Origin of the sequence: Pseudomonas lundensis (assembly GCF_002269125.1) — a bacterium.
In the GTDB taxonomy this organism is placed as follows: Bacteria; Pseudomonadota; Gammaproteobacteria; order Pseudomonadales; family Pseudomonadaceae; genus Aquipseudomonas; species Aquipseudomonas lundensis_A.
In genome coordinates this window covers 126,849-144,571 of the sequence record NZ_NQKI01000003.1, presented here as the reverse complement: position 1 = coordinate 144,571, position 17,723 = coordinate 126,849, and the positions used below count along the sequence as shown (strand labels likewise).

The 17,723-nt window shown below is 59.7% G+C and carries 15 protein-coding genes; 8 read left to right on the top strand and 7 right to left on the bottom strand.

The window, feature by feature from the left end:
• Window positions 1-11: 11 nt before the first annotated feature.
• Window positions 12-2,546: an ATP-dependent helicase HrpB gene (gene hrpB, locus CJF39_RS03690; RefSeq protein ID WP_094992194.1), complete on the bottom strand. Its 2,535-nt coding sequence runs from the start codon at window positions 2,544-2,546 to the stop codon at window positions 12-14.
• A 101-nt stretch (window positions 2,547-2,647) separates the two neighbouring features.
• Between hrpB and CJF39_RS03685 the strand changes: the two genes are divergently transcribed.
• Window positions 2,648-3,067 carry a polyribonucleotide nucleotidyltransferase gene (locus tag CJF39_RS03685; protein WP_094992193.1) on the top strand — a complete coding sequence of 140 codons (420 nt, stop codon included), beginning with the start codon at window positions 2,648-2,650 and terminating at the stop codon, window positions 3,065-3,067.
• 14 nt (window positions 3,068-3,081) lie between these two features.
• Complete coding sequence (locus tag CJF39_RS03680; RefSeq protein ID WP_094992192.1) at window positions 3,082-3,975, top strand: cation diffusion facilitator family transporter; 894 nt, start codon at window positions 3,082-3,084, stop codon at window positions 3,973-3,975.
• Here the strand turns inward: CJF39_RS03680 and CJF39_RS03675 are convergent.
• Window positions 3,969-4,979 (bottom strand): DUF6515 family protein, encoded by a 1,011-nt coding sequence (locus CJF39_RS03675; protein WP_094992191.1) that lies wholly within the window; start codon window positions 4,977-4,979, stop codon window positions 3,969-3,971. The genes CJF39_RS03680 and CJF39_RS03675 overlap by 7 nt on opposite strands.
• Before the next feature lie 395 nt (window positions 4,980-5,374).
• On the opposite strand from CJF39_RS03675, the gene CJF39_RS03670 reads away from it, so the two are divergent.
• Together CJF39_RS03670 and CJF39_RS03665 are read left to right on the top strand one after the other, a co-directional pair.
• The gene (locus CJF39_RS03670; RefSeq protein ID WP_169963997.1) at window positions 5,375-5,872 is read left to right on the top strand and encodes an Lrp/AsnC family transcriptional regulator; all 498 of its coding nucleotides are present in this window, start codon (window positions 5,375-5,377) and stop codon (window positions 5,870-5,872) included.
• Between the two features lie 105 nt (window positions 5,873-5,977).
• A complete protein-coding gene (locus tag CJF39_RS03665) occupies window positions 5,978-6,187 on the top strand; it encodes a DUF2788 domain-containing protein (RefSeq protein ID WP_047273525.1) in 210 nt (69 codons plus the stop codon).
• On the opposite strand, the gene CJF39_RS03660 is transcribed toward CJF39_RS03665, so the two are convergent.
• From CJF39_RS03660 to CJF39_RS03645, 4 genes are all read right to left on the bottom strand, one after another.
• Window positions 6,182-6,748 (bottom strand): pseudouridine synthase, encoded by a 567-nt coding sequence (locus CJF39_RS03660; RefSeq protein WP_169964094.1) that lies wholly within the window; start codon window positions 6,746-6,748, stop codon window positions 6,182-6,184. The genes CJF39_RS03665 and CJF39_RS03660 overlap by 6 nt on opposite strands.
• 144 nt (window positions 6,749-6,892) lie before the next feature.
• Window positions 6,893-8,365 carry an AMP nucleosidase gene (gene amn / locus CJF39_RS03655; RefSeq protein ID WP_169963995.1) on the bottom strand — a complete coding sequence of 491 codons (1,473 nt, stop codon included), beginning with the start codon at window positions 8,363-8,365 and terminating at the stop codon, window positions 6,893-6,895.
• A 90-nt stretch (window positions 8,366-8,455) separates the two neighbouring features.
• Entirely contained in the window at window positions 8,456-10,105 is a 1,650-nt protein-coding gene (locus tag CJF39_RS03650) for an acyl-CoA dehydrogenase family protein (RefSeq protein WP_094992189.1), read from the bottom strand.
• 75 nt (window positions 10,106-10,180) lie between these two features.
• Window positions 10,181-12,553: a hybrid sensor histidine kinase/response regulator gene (locus CJF39_RS03645; RefSeq protein WP_094992188.1), complete on the bottom strand. Its 2,373-nt coding sequence runs from the start codon at window positions 12,551-12,553 to the stop codon at window positions 10,181-10,183.
• Between the two features lie 288 nt (window positions 12,554-12,841).
• Here CJF39_RS03645 and CJF39_RS03640 point away from each other — a divergent pair, with 288 nt between their 5' ends.
• The 4 genes from CJF39_RS03640 to CJF39_RS03625 all read left to right on the top strand — a co-directional run bounded on the left by CJF39_RS03640 (window position 12,842) and on the right by CJF39_RS03625 (window position 16,368).
• Complete coding sequence (locus tag CJF39_RS03640) at window positions 12,842-13,639, top strand: hydroxymethylpyrimidine/phosphomethylpyrimidine kinase (RefSeq protein ID WP_094992187.1); 798 nt, start codon at window positions 12,842-12,844, stop codon at window positions 13,637-13,639.
• A gap of 17 nt (window positions 13,640-13,656) precedes the next feature.
• Window positions 13,657-14,280, top strand: a complete 624-nt coding sequence (gene thiE / locus CJF39_RS03635; protein WP_094992186.1) for a thiamine phosphate synthase — start codon at window positions 13,657-13,659, stop codon at window positions 14,278-14,280.
• Window positions 14,281-14,311: 31 nt separating this feature from the next.
• Window positions 14,312-15,595: a glutamate-1-semialdehyde 2,1-aminomutase gene (gene hemL / locus CJF39_RS03630; protein WP_094992185.1), complete on the top strand. Its 1,284-nt coding sequence runs from the start codon at window positions 14,312-14,314 to the stop codon at window positions 15,593-15,595.
• 224 nt (window positions 15,596-15,819) lie between these two features.
• A complete protein-coding gene (locus tag CJF39_RS03625) occupies window positions 15,820-16,368 on the top strand; it encodes a tetratricopeptide repeat protein (protein ID WP_094992184.1) in 549 nt (182 codons plus the stop codon).
• A 3-nt stretch (window positions 16,369-16,371) separates the two neighbouring features.
• Here CJF39_RS03625 and CJF39_RS03620 read toward each other — a convergent pair whose 3' ends face one another.
• A complete protein-coding gene (locus CJF39_RS03620) occupies window positions 16,372-17,649 on the bottom strand; it encodes a hypothetical protein (RefSeq protein WP_141232161.1) in 1,278 nt (425 codons plus the stop codon).
• Window positions 17,650-17,723 lie beyond the last annotated feature (74 nt).

Genomic DNA, 17,723 nt, shown 5'->3' with positions numbered 1-17,723 from the left:
CCCGTGGGCGGCTACGTTTTCCTGGGTTTGATGCGCGCCGTGGCTTCGGCAACGAGTGGATCGTCGGGCCAGTAATGCTTGGGATAACGTCCTTTAAGGTCTTTCTTGACCTCGGCATAGGTGCTGCGCCAAAAGTTGGCCAAGTCCTGGGTCACCTGCACCGGACGTCGCGCCGGCGACAACAGGTGCAACTTGACCACCTGCCGCCCACCCGCAATGCGCGGGGTATCCGCCAACCCGAACAGTTCTTGCAGACGCACCGCCAAAATCGGTGGGTGTTCGCTGTAGTCCAGTCGCACCGATGAACCAGATGGCACTTTGATGTGATGCGGCGCCTGTTCTTCAAGCCGTTGCGGCAATGGCCACGGCAGCAAATTGTGCACAATGCTCGACAAATCGAGGCTGGCGAAGTGGCTGAGCCGCGAGACACGCCCCACGTACGGCGCCAGCCAGTCTTCCAGGCTGGTCAAGAGCGCCGCATCACTGACATCCGGCCAGTCACTCTGGCCGTGGGCCTCAAGGTCCAACTGACGCAACAGCCCTACCCGGGCTTGCCATTGACGCAGTTCAGGCGTCCACGGCAACAGTTCCAGGCCCTTGCGCCGTACCAGATTGACCAATGCCCGGGAACGCGCCGTTTCATCAAGGCCCGTCAACGGTTCGCGGCTCAGCACCAGCTCACCCACTTTACGTTGACGCTCTGCGCGCAGTACGCCTTCGCGCTCGTCCCAGTCCAATTGATCGACCACACTGACCTGTTCACTCAGCACACCGTCGAGTAACGCGGGATCAAATTCTGCCGCCAGGTAAATGCGTTCTTCGCGCTGTCCCTGACGGCTGCCCAGGTCGGCAATGACCAGCCATGGCTGCTTCATCAGTGCATCGACCTCGCTGAACAGCGCGGCCCGGCCATTGGCCAGACGGTATTCGGCACCGCCGGGCTTGCGCTGCTGGGCAATGCGGTCGGGATAGGCCAAGGCCAGCAAGGCACCGAGCCAGCGCGGGTGCTCGGGATCAGCCACCGGGCGCGTCGGTTTGCCGCGTAACTGCGCTCGGTACTGGCGCGCCAGTTGTCTGGCACGCTGTACGCCGCCCTGCCCGCCCCGCGTCGCGCGTGCCTCTGCGGCCAACAAAGCCAAACGGCTGTGCAGATCGGCACCGGCACCGCGGAGAATATCTCGCTCACCCAGCAGCGCTGCGACGTTACAGGCCATGTCCGCCAGCCCCCATGCCTGCCCGCGCAATAACAAGTGCGCGATACGCGGGTGCGCCGGCAACTCGGCCATTGCCTCGCCATGTGCCGTCAGGGTGCAGCCTTGATTCGACGACCGCTGCAAGGCACCCAGGCGTTCCAGCAGCTGTTGCGCCTGTGCATAACTGGACGATGGCGGCGCATCGAGCCAAATCAGCTCGTGCGGGGTCACGCCCCAGCGCGCCAATTGCAGCGCCAACCCCGCGAGATCGGCCTGCAAGACCTCGGCACTGCCATAGGCCGCCAACTGCGCATGCTGGTCTTCAGACCACAATCGATAACACACGCCCGGCTCAAGTCGTCCGGCGCGGCCAGCCCGTTGCGTGGCGCTGGCCCGGGAAATACGCTGCGTGTCGAGGCGGGTCATGCCACTGCCCGGGTCAAACCGCGGGACACGCGCCAGCCCGGCATCAATCACCACGCGCACGCCGTCGATGGTGAGGCTGGTTTCCGCAATATTGGTGGCCAGCACTACTTTGCGCTGGCCCGCAGGCGCAGGCTCGATAGCCGCCCGTTGCGCGCCCAGCTCAAGATCACCGTGCAGCGGGCACAGCAGGATGTCGCTGCGCGATTCCAGCGCTTGTGCCAACTGTTGATAAACCCTGCGGATCTCTGCCTGACCAGGCAAGAACACCAGCAGGCTGCCTGTCTCATCGTTGATGGCTTCCAGCACGGTCTGGACCACTCGTGGCTCGATGAACTCACCGGGCACAAACGGCCGGCCCCAGCGCATGGCAACCGGGTACATGCGCCCCTCACTGCGCAACACAGGCGCGTCATTGAGCACGCTGGCGAGCCGATCGCCCTCAAGCGTCGCCGACATCAGCAAGATCTTCAGCGGCAGCTCGTCACGAAACAACTCACGGCCGTTCAGGCTCAGGGCCAACGCCAGATCGGCATCCAGACTACGCTCATGGAATTCGTCGAAGATCAGCAGACCGACACCTTCGAGCGCCGGATCCTGTTGCAAACGCCGGGTGAGGATGCCTTCGGTGACCACTTCAATGCGCGTATCGGGGCCGACTTTACTGTCGAGGCGAATGCGGTAGCCCACGGTCTCGCCGACTTTTTCGCCCAGTTCGCTGGCCAACCGTTCGGCCGCGGCGCGGGCGGCGAGCCGTCGGGGTTCGAGCATCACAATCTTCTGCCCCGCAAGCCACGGCTCGTTGAGTAAGGCCAGAGGCACGCGAGTGGTTTTACCGGCGCCGGGCGGTGCTTCGAGCACCGCTTCGTGACGTTCAGCCAAGGCAAGGCGCAGCGCGGGTAAAACTTCATCAATCGGCAGAGAAATCATGGTGGCTCCAGAACAGTGCGGCGAGTATAACGGCGAACAGTTCGGCATTAAGCACCGTCTTAGTGTTGGGTTTGGCCCTTCAACGTTTATGAGGTTTTGCTATGCGTATGTCTTCGCGTGTGATTGGTGGCGTTGTGATTGCAGCCCTGTTCACTCAACTGACTGCCTGCGGCAGTATTTTCTTCCCTGACCGCCGGGGTCAGATCGACGGCAAGATCGATCCGATGATTGCCGTGCTGGATGCCGTGGGCTTGCTGTTTTATGTGATCCCGGGCCTGATTGCCTTTGGCGTCGACTTTGCCACCGGCGCGATTTACTTCCCGCCAGGCAAGACCGCGCAGATCGCCCCGGAAAAACTGCAAGAAGCCATCGGCGCGGACGGCAAGGTGGATAACAGCAAGCTGCAAACCCTCCTGGAACGTGAACTGGGCGGCAGCTTTCCACTCAACGATCCGCGCCTGATCCAGCACACAGGCAGCGTGCAGCAATTGGCCCTTTACGGCCTTGCCCCCGCCGCCTGACACAAGGAACGTTCATGACCAGCAGCACGGAACACGCACGCCTGTTACGCCTCGCCACCCGCGCATCGGTGGCAGTGGCAGGTATTTTGATCGTCACCAAGGCCATCGCCTGGTGGCTAAGCGGCTCGATCAGCATGCTGGCCGGGTTGACCGACTCGTTGCTGGACGGCGTGACATCGTTTCTCAACCTGTTGGCCGTGCATTACGCCTTGCGCCCTGCCGACGACGATCACCGTTACGGCCACGGCAAGGCCGAGTCCCTCGCAGGGATGGCTCAGGCGCTGTTTATCGCCGTGAGCGCCGTGCTGATTGCGTTCCAGGCCATCGAGCGCCTGAAAAACCCCGAGCCTATTGGCGCACCATGGATCGGCATTGGCGTGATTGTGTTCTCGCTGGTAATGACCGTGGCGCTGCTGGCGTTGCAACACCGTGTGGTCAAGGCCACCGGGTCGAACGCGGTGCACGCCGACTCACTGCATTACCGCTCCGACCTGTTGCTCAATGGCAGTATTTTGGTCGCGCTGGTTATGGCCAGCTTCGGTTGGCCGCAACTGGATGCGTGGTTTGGTCTGGGTATTGCGGCTTATATCCTGTGGAGCGCGGTTCAAATCGCCCGTCAGAGTTTTTCCGTGTTGATGGATGAAGAGTTACCGACAGAAGTCAGCGAGCGCATGTTGGCACTGGCGTGCAGCGTGCCTGGCGTCCTCGGCGCCCATGACCTGCGTACGCGGATCTCGGGCAACATCTGGTACGTGCAATTGCACCTGGAGTTACCGGGCGAACTGTCGCTCTCAGTGGCTCATGGCCTCAGTGACCGCGCCGCCGAGGCAATCGAAAGCGTTTATCCACAGGCCGAAGTGCTGGTGCACGCCGACCCGCAGGAAGTGGTCAAACCCAACGATCAGTAGGTGACCTGGTAACCGCGACTGCTCAGGCAGTTGCCCTGGGCCTGCCGGTAGGTTTGCACCACCGCAGGTGAAGGCGCGTACGTGACGCGGGCCGGATCAAAGCCGCTCTGGTCCACGGCCCAGCGGTAACAGTCGTAGCGATCCTGATCCACTTGCGCCGGTGTCTGGCCATTGGCGGGATACGCCACGACGTCGTAGCCGTTGCTCACCGGTTGCGGCGCGGCTACGGGGACGGGCGCAGGGGGTGGCACCACGATGTAGTCCTGTGTTGCGGGCTGATAGGCGTAATAGGCACCCGCTGCGAGAAATAACAGCGAGCTGCCAATCCACACTTCACGCGCATAATCGGGCAAATAACCTACGCGAATCCCGTAGGGCGGCTGCACCACGACGTAACGCGGGCCGTGGGGGCGGTACCAATAACCGCCAGAGTAGAAATAGTCCTGCCCGCGGTAAGGCACTTGCCAATGACGGTCGGGAAAGCGGTCAACTATATAGCCGGGCCGATACTGCGGCCCCGCTCCCCAGCCGTTGCCATGCCCGTCCGGCCTCCCCTGCCAAGGGTGGTCAATGGGACGCCCGTTGTTGAAGCCGGGGTTTGGGCCGTTGTTGGGCCGTGAGTGTCCTTGCCACTGGGAATAGTCGCCGGGACGGCGCGGAATATCCTGATAGTGACCTTGCCGTGGAGGCTGAGTCTGCTGCACGGCATCAGGCCGTGGCTGGATGCTCAGGTGATTGCCGGGCGGTGACGGGCGCACTTGCGGGTTTTCGCCTTGAGGACGGCTTTGCCATTGGCCACCTTGCGGCTGGCCATGGCCGCCAGCCTGCTGATTGTGTTCCGGTCGCAAAGGGGTCTGGCCCCCTTGCCCTTGAGGGCGATGCTCACCGCCACCGGGACGACCTTGCTGAGGGTTGCCTTCGCCCCGCTCATCAGCCAACAACTGAGCGCTGACACCGACACTGAGCACACTGACGACAGCCAAACGCCAGAAACGCGATTTCATGATGTTCCTCACTGCTGGTTGGGGCGTACGCATAAGACTGGAAATCCGGGAACCGGTTCGGCGGCAGGTTAGCAGGTCCGGCACTTATTTTTGGGCATAAAAAAGGGCGACCCGTCGGCCGCCCTTTGAATTTTTTCGTCCTGGCTCAACACGTGTGGTGTTGGCTCACCTCGCGCCGTCTTCTGGACAGTGCGTAGCCCGGGGGCCGGGGCAACCCTGTGGGGTTGGCGGCCGCGGCTGGCCTGATTCGGCGGGCCGCAGTGGACTCTATGTCCGGGCAGTGATTCTGGTGTAAAGCATAGGCCTGTAGAGACGGCACACGATTGCGAAGATTGCTCAATAAAACATTACTTGCGCAATTTTTGACTTAAGGTGGATACTTTCACGCAATAGTTATGACAAAGGGTTACTTCGTGAGCAAACTCGACCGATACGACTTGAGTATTTTGGCGGAATTGCAGCGTGATGCACGCATCTCCAATCAAGAACTGGCCGAACGCATCGGCCTCTCGCCTTCGCCGTGCTCAAGACGGGTCAAGCAACTTGAAGACGATGGCTACATCTCGCGTCAGGTCGCGTTGCTGGACCGTAAAAAGCTGGGGTTGAGCCTGACCGCTTACGTACTGATCGGCATGGACCGTCACACCCCGGAGCGTTTCGAGAACTTTGAATCCGCCATCCGCAGCCTGCCGCAAGTGCTGGAATGCAGCCTTGTGACCGGGGTTGACGCGGACTATCAATTGAAAATCGTGGTGCCGGACATGGACCACTATCAACAGCTGCTACTGGGGCATCTGACCCGGATCGAGGGCGTGACCAGCGTGCGTTCGAGCTTTGTGCTCAATCAGGTGCTTAACAGCACCGAGTTGCCGCTCACGCATTTGCGGACGTAAACCGTGCCTGACCGCTGCTCGCCAGCCGCTACAGGTCAATATCCGCAGCGGGCATTGGCGTATACTCGCTCGGCTTTTCACCCCCGATGACGCTGGAGAACACTGATGGATCCTGCCGTATTTGAAGAGTGGATGATGACGATTCTGGTCAGCATCCTGATCATGTTCATGGCCTTTATCGTCTGGGATCTGGCGAAGAAGTCCAAAGCCGGGCGCTTCGGCTCGTTTATCCTGTTTTTCGTATTGGGCCTGGGCGTGGCCGCGTTCATCATCAAAAGTGTGGTGATCGGCTTGATTGAGTCTGGCGCGCTATAGCCGTGCCGGTACTTCCCTGTAGTGCCCCTGCTCCAGCCCCTCGATGCTCCAGTCGCCAATACGCACGCGCACCAGCCGCAACGTTGGTAAACCGACAGCGGCGGTCATGCGCCTGACCTGACGGTTACGCCCTTCGCGAATCACCAGTTCCAGCCAGGCGGTGGGCACGCTTTTGCGAAAACGCACGGGCGGGTTGCGCGGCCATAACTGCGGTTCTTCAAGAGCCCGCGCCTCGGCTGGCAGCGTCTTGCCATCGTTGAGCACCACCCCTTCGCGCAGCTGTTGCAACTGCTCCGGGGTCGGTTCGCCCTCCACTTGCACCCAATACGTCTTGGGTAGCTTATGTTTCGGGTCCGCAATCCGCGCTTGCAACTGGCCATCATTGGTCAGCAGCAGCAAACCTTCACTGTCCCGGTCCAACCGTCCGGCAGGGTAAATGCCGGGGATGGGAATGAAGTCCTTGAGCGTCGCCCGCCCGCCTTCATCGCTGAATTGCGTCAGTACATCGAACGGTTTGTTGAACAGGTACAGCTTGGGTTCAGCAGGTGGCGCCTTGGCCACCCGACGACCGGTGGTGTGTGCTTGAGGGCTTTTAGACGCCGGACGGCGTGGGGCGGGACGAGCAGGACGGGACATGGCAAACCGGACATCTAGCGATCAGGGCGGGCAATGCTAGCCGCCTGATCGCTAAATGACCATCACCGATCAACGGAACGGCGGTTCGTCGAAGCTGCGCAATTTGCGCGAATGCAATGCGTGCAACTGATTACGCATCAAGTCCACGGCGGCAATGCCGATCTTCAGATGCTGGCTGACAGCACGCTCATAAAACGCGTTGGCCGAACCGGGCAATTTGATTTCACTGTGCAACGGCTTGTCCGAGACGCACAGCAACGTGCCATACGGAACGCGCAAACGGTAACCTTGCGCGGCGATGGTGCCGCTTTCCATGTCCACAGCCACAGCGCGAGACAGGTTGATCAGCGGGCGCTCCTGCGCCCAGCGCAACTCCCAGTTACGGTCGTCGTAGGTCAACACAGTGCCGGTGCGCAACCGCTTTTTCAGCTCATCGCCATGCTCGCCGGTGACCTGCGCCGCGGCTTCCTGAAGCGCCATTTGCACTTCTGCCAGGGCCGGGATCGGAATGTTCGGCGGCACCACGCGATCAAGAATGCCGTCGCGGCGCATGTAGGCATGGGCCAGCACATAGTCGCCAATGGTCTGCGACTGACGCAGACCGCCGCAGTGGCCGATCATCAGCCAGCAGTGCGGACGCAGAACCGCCAAATGGTCGGTGATGTTTTTCGCATTCGAAGGGCCGACGCCGATGTTCACCAGGGTTACGCCATGACCATCGCTGGCCTGCAAGTGATACGCCGGCATTTGGTAGCGGTGCCACACCACACCGGCCGCGATCGCCTGCGCTTCGCCGTAATCCATGGACTTTTCGATCAGCACATTGCCCGGCAGAACCATGCGCACAAAACGCGGGTTATCGCGCAGTTGCTCAAGGCCGTGGAGGATGAACTGGTCGACATAGCGGTGGTAGTTGGTCAACAGAATCCATGGCTGAACATGGCGCCAGTCGCTGCCGGTGTAATGCACCAGACGCCGCAGCGAGAAATCGACGCGGGCGGCATCGAACAGCGCCAGCGGCAATGGGTCGGTGTTTTCCCAGTCATACAGGCCGTCAGCGATGCCATCCGTGGCGGCCGACAAATCGGTGCTCGGGAACACACGGGCCAGCGCGGCGGCGGTCACGCCAGAGCCGGCGAGTTCATCGCCCTGTTCAACCACGTAGGGGTAAGGGATGTCTTGCTGGCTGACGCCCACTTCGATTTCAACGGTGAAATCGCGCATCAGCGGCACCAACTGCTCCAGCAAGTAATTACGGAACGCTGCGGGGTGGGTGACGGTCACGCTGTAGGTGCCAGGCAATTGCACCTTGGCATACGCGCGCGTGGTTGCAGGCACTTCGCCATGGAAACGGTAGGTCAAGCGCAGTTCCGGGTAACGAAACAAGGCGCGCTCTTCGGCAGACGGCTCAATACGGTCTTTGAGATAACGCTTGAGTGCCAGGCTTAACGCCGTGGTCGCGCGCTCATGCAAGGCCGCGAGGCGGTCGACAGCCTCTTCAGCGGTGGAGACGACAATAAAAGCTTCAGTCACGATGAGCATCCTGTCTTCTGAACGGGCAGGCCGTTATCTTGCCTGCATCACTGAGCAAAACACAGCCCGTTACAGGTTGCGAAGGCCGTGACCAAACAATCAACCCACGTGCGGCGTTGACCGCGCCACAATGGCCGCGACATTCAACCCGCGAGGCAAGGCGCCATAGGTTCGGCCGCTGCCTTGCAGGCGGCTGGCAATGAAGGCGTCACTCACGTCGCTGTTTCCAGCTTCCAGCAGCAATTTCGCCTGCAGCCCCAACGCGATGTCTTCTGTCAGTTGCCGCGCCCGGTATTGAATGTCACCCGTGTCCATGAACGCCGTCTTGAGCTGCACGATGTGCTGCGCCAGTCGCCGGTCGCCATGCCCGTCACCGAGTTCCAAGAACAACGCATCCAGCACTCCCGGCTCTTTGGACAAGGCGCGCAACACATCCAGGCACTGCACGTTACCCGAGCCCTCCCACGTTGAATTGACCGGGGCTTCGCGGTACAGACGCGGCAGAATGCTGTCCTCGACATACCCCGCGCCCCCCATGCATTCGGCGGCTTCATTGATCATCGCGGGCGCCCGTTTGCAGATCCAGTACTTGCCCACGGCGGTCACCAGACGCGAGAACTTCGCCTGCTGCGGGTCGTCGGGATGATCGAGTGCCTGGCCCATGCGCAAACTCAAGGCCAGTGCGGCTTCGCTTTCTAGCGCCAGGTCCGCCAGCACGTTTTGCATCAACGGCTGGTCCGCCAGCACCCGGCCGCCCACCCTGCGGTGCGCACAATGATGACTGGCCTGGGTCAATGCCTGACGCATCAAGGCGCTGGAGCCCACCATGCAATCAAACCGGGTCATGGCGACCATCTCGATGATGGTCGGTACCCCACGCCCTTCTTCACCCAGCATCCAGGCCAGCGCCCCGCGAAACTCAACCTCGCTGGACGCATTGGAGCTGTTGCCGAGCTTGTTTTTCAGGCGCTGGATGTAAAACGCGTTGCGGGTGCCGTCCGGGCGATGGCGCGGCAGTAAAAAGCAACTTAGCCCCTTGTCAGTTTGCGCCAGCGTCAGGAAACCATCGCACATAGGCGCCGAACAAAACCATTTGTGGCCCAGTAGCTCATAGGCCTGCCCCGGCCCCGGGGCGCCGACCGCAAAGGCACGGGTCGTATTGGCGCGGACATCGGTGCCACCCTGTTTCTCGGTCATGGCCATGCCCAGCGTGACACCGGCCTTCTGGCTGATGTCGATGTTGCGCGGGTCGTATTCGGTTGCGAGTACTTTGGGCAGCCAGATCTGCGCCACATCCGGCTGCAAACGCAACGCCGGAACGCTGGCAAAGGTCATGGTCAGCGGGCAACCACTGCCGGCTTCGGCCTGGGTATGCAGGTACGTCATGGACGCCCGGGCTACGTGGGCACCGGGGCGCGGGTCAGTCCAGGGCAACGACGGCAGGCCATGTTCAATCGCGGTGCGCATCAGCTCGTGATACGCGGGGTGAAACTCCACCAGATCGATCCGATGACCAAAACGGTCATGGCTGACAAACACCGGTTTGTTTTCGTTGGCCAGAAAGCCCGCGGTCATCAACGGGCCACCGGCCAGGGCGCCGTATTCATCGATGCGCGATTGCGCCCAGCCAGCGCCAAACCGCTGCCCCCAGGCTTGCAGCGGCTGATCGATGCGATACAGGTTAACGCCGTCCAGTGAGGGCGGCTGGTTGGTGACTTCGTGGGTTTCGGCGTACTGATGAAGATTCATTGCGCGGGCTCCTGGGAATCATGCCAATGGAGCCAGTGAAGCACGCATCGCCACCTTCACAAGGGGCATAAGCGCCTAAAAATCGACGCTTTTGTCCTCATGCCCGGCTAACAGCCGCTGTACCAGGGCCTGTTGCAGGTCTTCGAAACGCAGCGGCTTGATCAGAAAATCGGTAATACCTTCGGCCTGCGTCCGTGCATGCTGAGCAGCCGCCTCGGACTCAAACAGCGCCAGCACCGGCAACCGCGCGCACGCGGCCAGTGTCAGGAGCTGGCTGCCCAAGGACGAGCCGGACACGTGGCTGAACGGGCACGCCAGCAATACCGCATCGACACGCTCACGGCGCAACGTGTCGATCGCCACCTGACCACTTTCTGCGGTTAACACCCGGTAACCCAATTTAAGCAACATGCCGCGCAACGCCGCTGAGTTGGCGTGGTTGTCCTCCACCAGCAAGACGACATATTGCCCCGGTAAACGCATCGGCATCTGGACGACTTGCGCTGTTTCCAGCGGCGACTCCATCTCCAGGGACAGCTGAAACTGCGAACCCTGCCCCGGTTGCGAATGGTGAGTCAGGCGGCCGCCCAGCAGCTCAACCAAGCGCCGGCAAATCGCCAGTCCAATGCCCAAACCGCCATATTCCCGGGTCATGGAGCCATCTACCTGGAAGAAATGCTGGTACAGCTCGGCTTCTTCCTGGTGGACAAACCCGATGCCGCTGTCGATCACGGTAAATGCCAGACTCCAGCGCCCCGGCCCGGCGGTTTTGCCCGTCACGCGCAGCACTACACCACCCTTGTGGGTGAACTTGATGGCGTTATCCAGCAGGCACTCCAGACACTGCCGGATCTTCGCGGCATCGCCCAGCCACTGATCCGGGAGATGGCGGGCCACCTCATGGGTGAAAGCAAGCCCTTTGACGTGCGCTTTGGGACTGAACTGTTCGTGCAAGCCCTGCAACAGCTCGCTCAGACTGAAACGCTCGGTAAAGGCACTGAGGCGACCCGCTTGCAGCTCGGTCAATGTCAGAATGCCATTCACCATGCCCATCATTCCTTTGGCCGAGCCTTGCGCGGTGTGGGTGTACAGCTCAAGTTCAGGCGTCATGTCCAGCGTCTTGATCAACTCCAGTGAGCCAATTACGCCATTCATGGGCGTCCGCAGCTCATGGGTCACAGTGGCCAAAAACTCATCTTTGAGCTGGTTGGTGCGCTCCAGCTGCTGGTTCATCGCAGCCAGTTTTTGCCCGGACTCCTGCAGGGTGCGTGCCTGCAAATCGCGCATGGCGTTGATCCGGTCCGCCAGCGCCAGCGACAGCAGCCCGACTTCAATCGCCGAGCCGATCTGGCTGGCATACATGGTGAGGAACACATTCGGCAGGTAGCCCAGCACCATCAAGGTGTTGACCAGCCCACCCAGTAAAAAAGCGGTCCAGGCGATGACGAAATAACGCGCCACCCGCAAGCCACGGCACCAGGCCACAATCCCGGCAACAAAAATGGTGAAGATAAAGGCCAGCGCCAGCCCTGTGGCCAACCGCAACGAGATCGCATAACTGGTGGTCAGTGCCAGCACCATGACCAGCGCACCAATCCCCATCAACAGCATCAGCGCCCGGTCAAGCCAGCGGCTGTGGCTGGCAGTGTGCAGGAAGGTACGCGCGAACTGACAGCCGAAAAAGGCGGCCGAGCCGATCAGAAACGGGGTCGCCGCATTGGCCCACCACGGGTTGTCAGGCCAGAAGTACTGCACCGCGGCGCCATTGACCGACAGTTGGTACAGGCCAAACGAGGCAATGTAGAAGATGTAATAGAGGTAGCTGGTGTCGCGCACGCTGATGTAGATAAACAGGTTGTACACCAGCATCCCGAGCAGCACGCCGTAGATCAGGCCAAGGATGTAAATGCGCACGGGCTGGTCTTCGAGGTAAGCCTTGGCGGACCACAGCGTCAACGGGGCCTGGATTGAGCCTTCGCTGGCCAGACGCAAGTACACAGTCTGGGTTTGGCCCGGGGAGAAATTCAGCTCGAACAGGTAGTTGTTTTCTTTGACCGGGCGACTGTCAAACGGCATTGCGTCGCCGGTGCTGTGCGTCAGTTCGAATGCACCAGCAGCGTTTTGTTGGTAAAGGTCGATGTGGTCCAGCGGCGGGTAAGCCAGCTCCAGCAGCCATGAGGTGCTGGCTTGCGGGTCGTGCGGCTGATAGTTGAAATCGACTTTGAGCCAGAACACTGAATGCGAGTAGCCCGCGTTCAAGGTGTCTTTTGTATGGGGTTGCAAACGCTCAGGATGGGCCACGATATCAGCGATGGTCGCTTGCCCGGCCACATCTTCATAGACGTGCATCTCACGGCCCAAGGGCAGGCGTTGAGTGGTTTCGTCGAAGGTGATCGCGCTGGCCAGCGCTGGCAGCCAGCCCATCAAGAAAATAAAAAAATAGCGCATACAGCCCCAAAATGGCCTGCCCGATTGCGTCTTTGGGCCTCCTTTCCCTTTGAGACGACGTAAACCAGCATTACCTGTTATTCGTTTGAGGGTCACTCTAGCACAGCAGTTGATGGCAAATACACATCACGTAAACATTCATTGCAGAGCGTCTAGACCAAGCTTCACAGCGATTTTTCGAATGAAAAAATACAATCTGATACGGTAGTTTTTACCGAAACTGATGTAAGAAAAATCGCCACACCCCGAGCCGCCCGCAAAAACGGTTTGGTGGTAAGCTCGCGCACCATGAATATCTACAGCTCTCGCCCTGTTGTCCTCTGTCTCTCCGGCCATGACCCCAGTGGTGGCGCCGGCTTGCAGGCAGATATCGAAGCCCTGCTGGCTCAAGGTTGTCACGCCGCTCCGGTGGTCACTGCCCTGACTGTGCAGAACACCGTTAACGTCAGCGATTTCCGCGTGCTGGACCGTGAGTGGGTGCTGGCGCAAGCCGCTGCCGTACTCAGCGACTCCAACGTGACCGCTTTCAAGCTCGGCATGCTCGGCTCTTTAGAAATGGTCGACACCGTCGTCGAGCTGCTCAAGGCCCATCCGCAGGTACCGATGGTCTGCGACCCGGTGCTGCGCGCAGGCGGTGGCGGGCGTCTGGGCAAGGACGAAGTGGGGTTCGCCATGCGCGAACGCCTGCTGCCCTTGGCCACGATCGCCACGCCTAACTTGCCCGAAGCCCGCATTTTGGCCGAACTGCCCGAGGGCAGCGCCGACGAGTGCGCAGAAAAACTCCTGCCGTTCTGCAAGCACCTGCTGATTACCGGCGGGCACGGCGATGAACACGAAGTGCATAACCGCCTGTACAGCCGCGACGGCAGTCGTCATACGTTTACCTGCTATCGCTTACCTGGCAGTTATCACGGTTCGGGCTGCACGCTGGCCAGCACCCTCGCGGGGCGTCTGGCCATCGGCGAGCAGTTGGTCAGCGCGGTTGAAACCGCGCTCAACTACACATGGCGCACCTTGCGTGATGCCGAGCAATTGGGTCAGGGGCAATTTGTGCCGCGCCGCTTGCCACTGGACTTCTGCTCGTAACTCAAGAGGCTCGCTCCATGAAACTGCGCGGACTTTACGCAATCACTGACAGCCAACTGCTTGCAGGCAGATTCCTGGCCTACGTGGAGGCCGCTCTTGATGGCGGCCTGACCCTGCTTCAATACCGCGACAAAAGTACGGATGACGCCCGCCGCCTGCGCGAAGCAGAGGCGTTGCGCAATCTGTGCGAACGCTATAAAGCACACCTGATCATCAACGATGACGCCGAACTGGCGGCTCGACTGGAAGTGGGCGTGCACCTCGGTCAAACCGACGGCCCGCTCACCCCGGCCCGCGCCTTGCTGGGCCGAAATGCGATCATTGGCTCGACCTGCCACAGTCAGATCGAACTGGCTCAACAGGCCGCCAAAGAAGGCGCGAGTTATGTCGCGTTTGGGCGCTTCTTCAATTCAAGCACCAAGCCCGGCGCGCCGACCGCAACGCTGGAAGTTCTCGATAAGGCGCGTGCGCAGCTCACTCTGCCGATTTGCGTGATCGGCGGCATTACCCTCGAGAACGCTGCGCCACTGGTCGAGCATGGCGCAGACCTGCTGGCCGTGGTGCACGGCCTGTTTGGCGCCGAAACGGCGCAGGCTGTTACCCGCCGCGCCCGTGCGTTCAACGATTTGTTGTCACGTTAACTACCGAATCCTGATTCAGAGAGAACCCACCATGTCTCGTTCCGAAACCCTGTTTGCCAACGCTCAAAAACACATTCCCGGCGGTGTGAACTCGCCGGTACGGGCCTTCAAGAGCGTCGGCGGCACCCCGCTGTTTTTCAAACACGCCGAAGGCGCCTACGTAACGGACGAAGACGACAAACGCTACGTGGATTACGTGGGTTCGTGGGGGCCGATGATTCTGGGCCACAGCCACCCGGATGTTCTGGACGCCGTGCGTGCGCAACTGGAGCACGGCCTGTCGTACGGCGCCCCGACAGCCATGGAAACTGAAATGGCGGATCTGGTGTGCGCCATCGTGCCGTCGATGGAGATGGTGCGCATGGTCAGCTCCGGCACCGAAGCCACCATGAGTGCCATCCGTTTGGCGCGTGGCTATACCGGCCGCGACAACATCCTCAAGTTTGAAGGCTGCTACCACGGGCATTCCGACAGCCTGCTGGTGAAGGCCGGCTCAGGCGCGCTGACGCAAGGCGTCCCGAGCTCGGGCGGCGTGCCGGCCGACTTCGCCAAGCACACGCTGACCACCACCTTCAACGACATCAACGCCGTGGAAAAACTGCTGACAGACGTCGGTGACACCGTGGCCTGCATCATCGTAGAGCCCGTGGCGGGCAACATGAACTGCGTGCCACCGGCACCGGGTTTCCTCCAAGGCCTGCGTAGCCTGTGCGACAAGCACGGCGTGGTGCTGATTTTTGATGAAGTGATGACCGGTTTCCGCGTCGCACTCGGCGGCGCCCAGGCGCACTACGGCGTGACACCTGATTTGAGCACCTTCGGCAAAATCATCGGCGGCGGCATGCCGGTGGGCTGCTTCGGCGGCAAGCGCGAAATCATGGAATGCATCGCGCCACTGGGCCCGGTCTATCAAGCTGGCACCCTGTCGGGCAACCCGTTGGCCATGGCCGCCGGCCTGACCACGCTACGCCTGATCAGCCGCCCTGGCTTCCACGCTGAACTCACTGACTTCACCACGCGTTTGCTCGATGGCCTGCAACAACGTGCGGATGCTGCGGGCATTCCATTCGTTACGACCCAGGCAGGCGGCATGTTCGGCCTGTACTTTAGCGGCGCGGACGACATCGTCACCTTTGACGACGTCATGGCCAGCGACGCCGACCTGTTCAAGCGTTTCTTCCACTTGATGCTCGAAGGCGGCGTGTACCTGGCGCCGAGTGCCTTTGAAGCGGGCTTCACCTCGATTGCCCACGGTGAGGCCGAATTGAAGCTGACCCTGGACGCCGCAGAACGCGCATTCGCCGCACTGAAGTGATCCGCAAAAACGACAAGGGTTGTAGCCCTTGTCGTTTTTTTATGTCCGTAATGCACTGATCTTTTAACCCACTCGTCCAAAATCGTCTTAAATCAACCGATATCACGTTCGCGCAGCAGAAAAACGAGTAAAGACTTTGTAAGGTTGCCTCGGCTTATTTCATAATGCGCGCCTATACATCCCTTGGTCGGGCCCGCCCGTCTTTCAGAGGTACGTCGATTCCCATGAACCGCACCGGCCGCGCCCTTGCAATGGGCTGCCTGTTGCTCCTACAGCCGTTGCTTGCTCAGGCAGGCGGTAACTCGTTGTTGATCCCGGCGATGGGTCGCTGCACCCTCAATACTCAGCCAGAGAATCTGGAAGAGGCGCTTGGCGCGTGCGTACAAGCTGCGAAAAACGGGGATGCAGAAGCCCAATACGAGTTGGGCGAGTTCTACTACGACGTCAACAACCCCAAGCGCGACCTCAATCAAGCCCTCAGCTACTTCGAACAAGCGTCGCTGCAAGGCCACGCCATGGCTCAGTTCAAACTGGGCACCATGTTCTATAAGGGTGAAGGCGTACCGGCCAACAATATTCAGGCGTACATCGTGCTGAAAATGGCGGCCGTGAACGGCGCAGAAGATGCGCTGGACACCGCCGACGAGGTGGCCGAGCAAATGCCGCGCGACCAGCTCGAGACCGCGACCCAGGTGCTGGGACAGATCTTCCGCAAGTACCTGATGGAACTGCAATCAACGGACGCCCGCTCGCCGTTTTCACCGCTGCCTTGAGGTTCAAGCGGTGTTTGGCTTGAGGATTTTTAGGTGTTTCTGCCGGATACGTAATTGAAGGAGTATGAATCCTGCAAGAAGGCCTGCGCTTTGCAATCGAAGATAGAAATGGATATCCGCAGAGCCCGCATTGACGAAGTAAATGATCGGCACTAACACACTTAGCATCACCACATTCATCATGAGTTGAGGCGCCAGGGTGTCGCATAGCCCGCGCAGATGAGACGTGCTGAGGGAAAGGACTGAGGCCGTAAGAAAAAGGGCACTGGTGGACAGAAAGGCCTCACGATCAAATACCACCACCTCCCCTCCCACCCAAAAGAAAAGCGTGTCGCCTGCCATCAACAACCCGCCAAGCACTACCACCATCACGACCATCAACCCTAGCTGACCTTTTATATAGGAACCCGAACTTTTCTCAGCATACCGACTGATATAAAGACTGTGTGCCTGACAGTAAGCAATAACAGGAATCATGATAAAACCGATCATTGACATATAAACCGACAACTGAGCCACCAGCACTGACATCAAGCCCGCCAACCTTTCATTCAATAAGAAAAAATACAACTTCTGCCCTGCCATCCCCAGTGCTATAGGTATACCCAGCACCGCGACATTCCTCATAGTGCGTTTGCAGTAAAGGGGTGAGAAACCAAATTCACGCCATGTCGACAATCGCAGCAAAGCGATCAGCAATAGTGTTTCATTCAGCAAAAAATACCCCATCGCCCAATAGATAAAAGAGTCGCCCTTAACGACATATAATACCCCACACAAATACGCGCACGCGCAAACTGTTACACCCGCCTTAATCATCGAACACCGTCGTGCAGCGCCACTTGCCTCATGAAAAAAATGAAGAAACGTATTTATAACCAATAGAGGAATGGCCCCTATATAGATAGAGGATAACGCTGCCACTTTATCAGCCCCCATGCGAGCACCAGGCAAATAATCCGCTAGCCTGTAAATCGCACAGCTAATAATGAGCGCCAAGGAGGCCATCACTATTGAGGCACTGAAACCTCCACGGAAGAGATTCTTTTTTTCGAGTGGGCTATCGACATGCCCGGCAATTAAATTACCCGTTGCTGCCAGGGACATAGAGATCATTACCGCCACGACTGAGTAAACAGCCAACACATACGCGACAAATGCCAAATCACTTTCCTGATTATGGGCAACCATAGCGAGTAAAAAAGTAATGCCGCAATAAGGTGTAAACCGGCTAACGGTGAGAGAAAAAAAGGCGCGGCGCATGTGTTCTTCATAGCGCATCTTCGACACCCCATGCAGCGATCATTTTGCGTTGACGTTTAAGAAAGCACTCTGAGAGCCACCACACTAAACAC

Excerpts from the sequence above, each read along its gene's own strand:
- CJF39_RS03625 (WP_094992184.1), top strand. The coding sequence starts at position 15,820 with ATGAACCGCACCGGCCGCGCCCTTGCAATGGGCTGCCTGTTGCTCCTA.
- CJF39_RS03650 (WP_094992189.1), bottom strand. The coding sequence starts at position 10,105 with ATGAATCTTCATCAGTACGCCGAAACCCACGAAGTCACCAACCAGCCG.
- CJF39_RS03665 (WP_047273525.1), top strand. The coding sequence starts at position 5,978 with ATGGATCCTGCCGTATTTGAAGAGTGGATGATGACGATTCTGGTCAGC.
- CJF39_RS03685 (WP_094992193.1), top strand. The coding sequence starts at position 2,648 with ATGCGTATGTCTTCGCGTGTGATTGGTGGCGTTGTGATTGCAGCCCTG.
- CJF39_RS03680 (WP_094992192.1), top strand. The coding sequence starts at position 3,082 with ATGACCAGCAGCACGGAACACGCACGCCTGTTACGCCTCGCCACCCGC.
- CJF39_RS03645 (WP_094992188.1), bottom strand. The coding sequence starts at position 12,553 with ATGCGCTATTTTTTTATTTTCTTGATGGGCTGGCTGCCAGCGCTGGCC.
- CJF39_RS03670 (WP_169963997.1), top strand. The coding sequence starts at position 5,375 with ATGACAAAGGGTTACTTCGTGAGCAAACTCGACCGATACGACTTGAGT.
- hemL (WP_094992185.1), top strand. The coding sequence starts at position 14,312 with ATGTCTCGTTCCGAAACCCTGTTTGCCAACGCTCAAAAACACATTCCC.
- amn (WP_169963995.1), bottom strand. The coding sequence starts at position 8,365 with ATGCTCATCGTGACTGAAGCTTTTATTGTCGTCTCCACCGCTGAAGAG.
- CJF39_RS03620 (WP_141232161.1), bottom strand. The coding sequence starts at position 17,649 with ATGCGCTATGAAGAACACATGCGCCGCGCCTTTTTTTCTCTCACCGTT.
- thiE (WP_094992186.1), top strand. The coding sequence starts at position 13,657 with ATGAAACTGCGCGGACTTTACGCAATCACTGACAGCCAACTGCTTGCA.
- CJF39_RS03640 (WP_094992187.1), top strand. The coding sequence starts at position 12,842 with ATGAATATCTACAGCTCTCGCCCTGTTGTCCTCTGTCTCTCCGGCCAT.
- hrpB (WP_094992194.1), bottom strand. The coding sequence starts at position 2,546 with ATGATTTCTCTGCCGATTGATGAAGTTTTACCCGCGCTGCGCCTTGCC.
- CJF39_RS03675 (WP_094992191.1), bottom strand. The coding sequence starts at position 4,979 with ATGAAATCGCGTTTCTGGCGTTTGGCTGTCGTCAGTGTGCTCAGTGTC.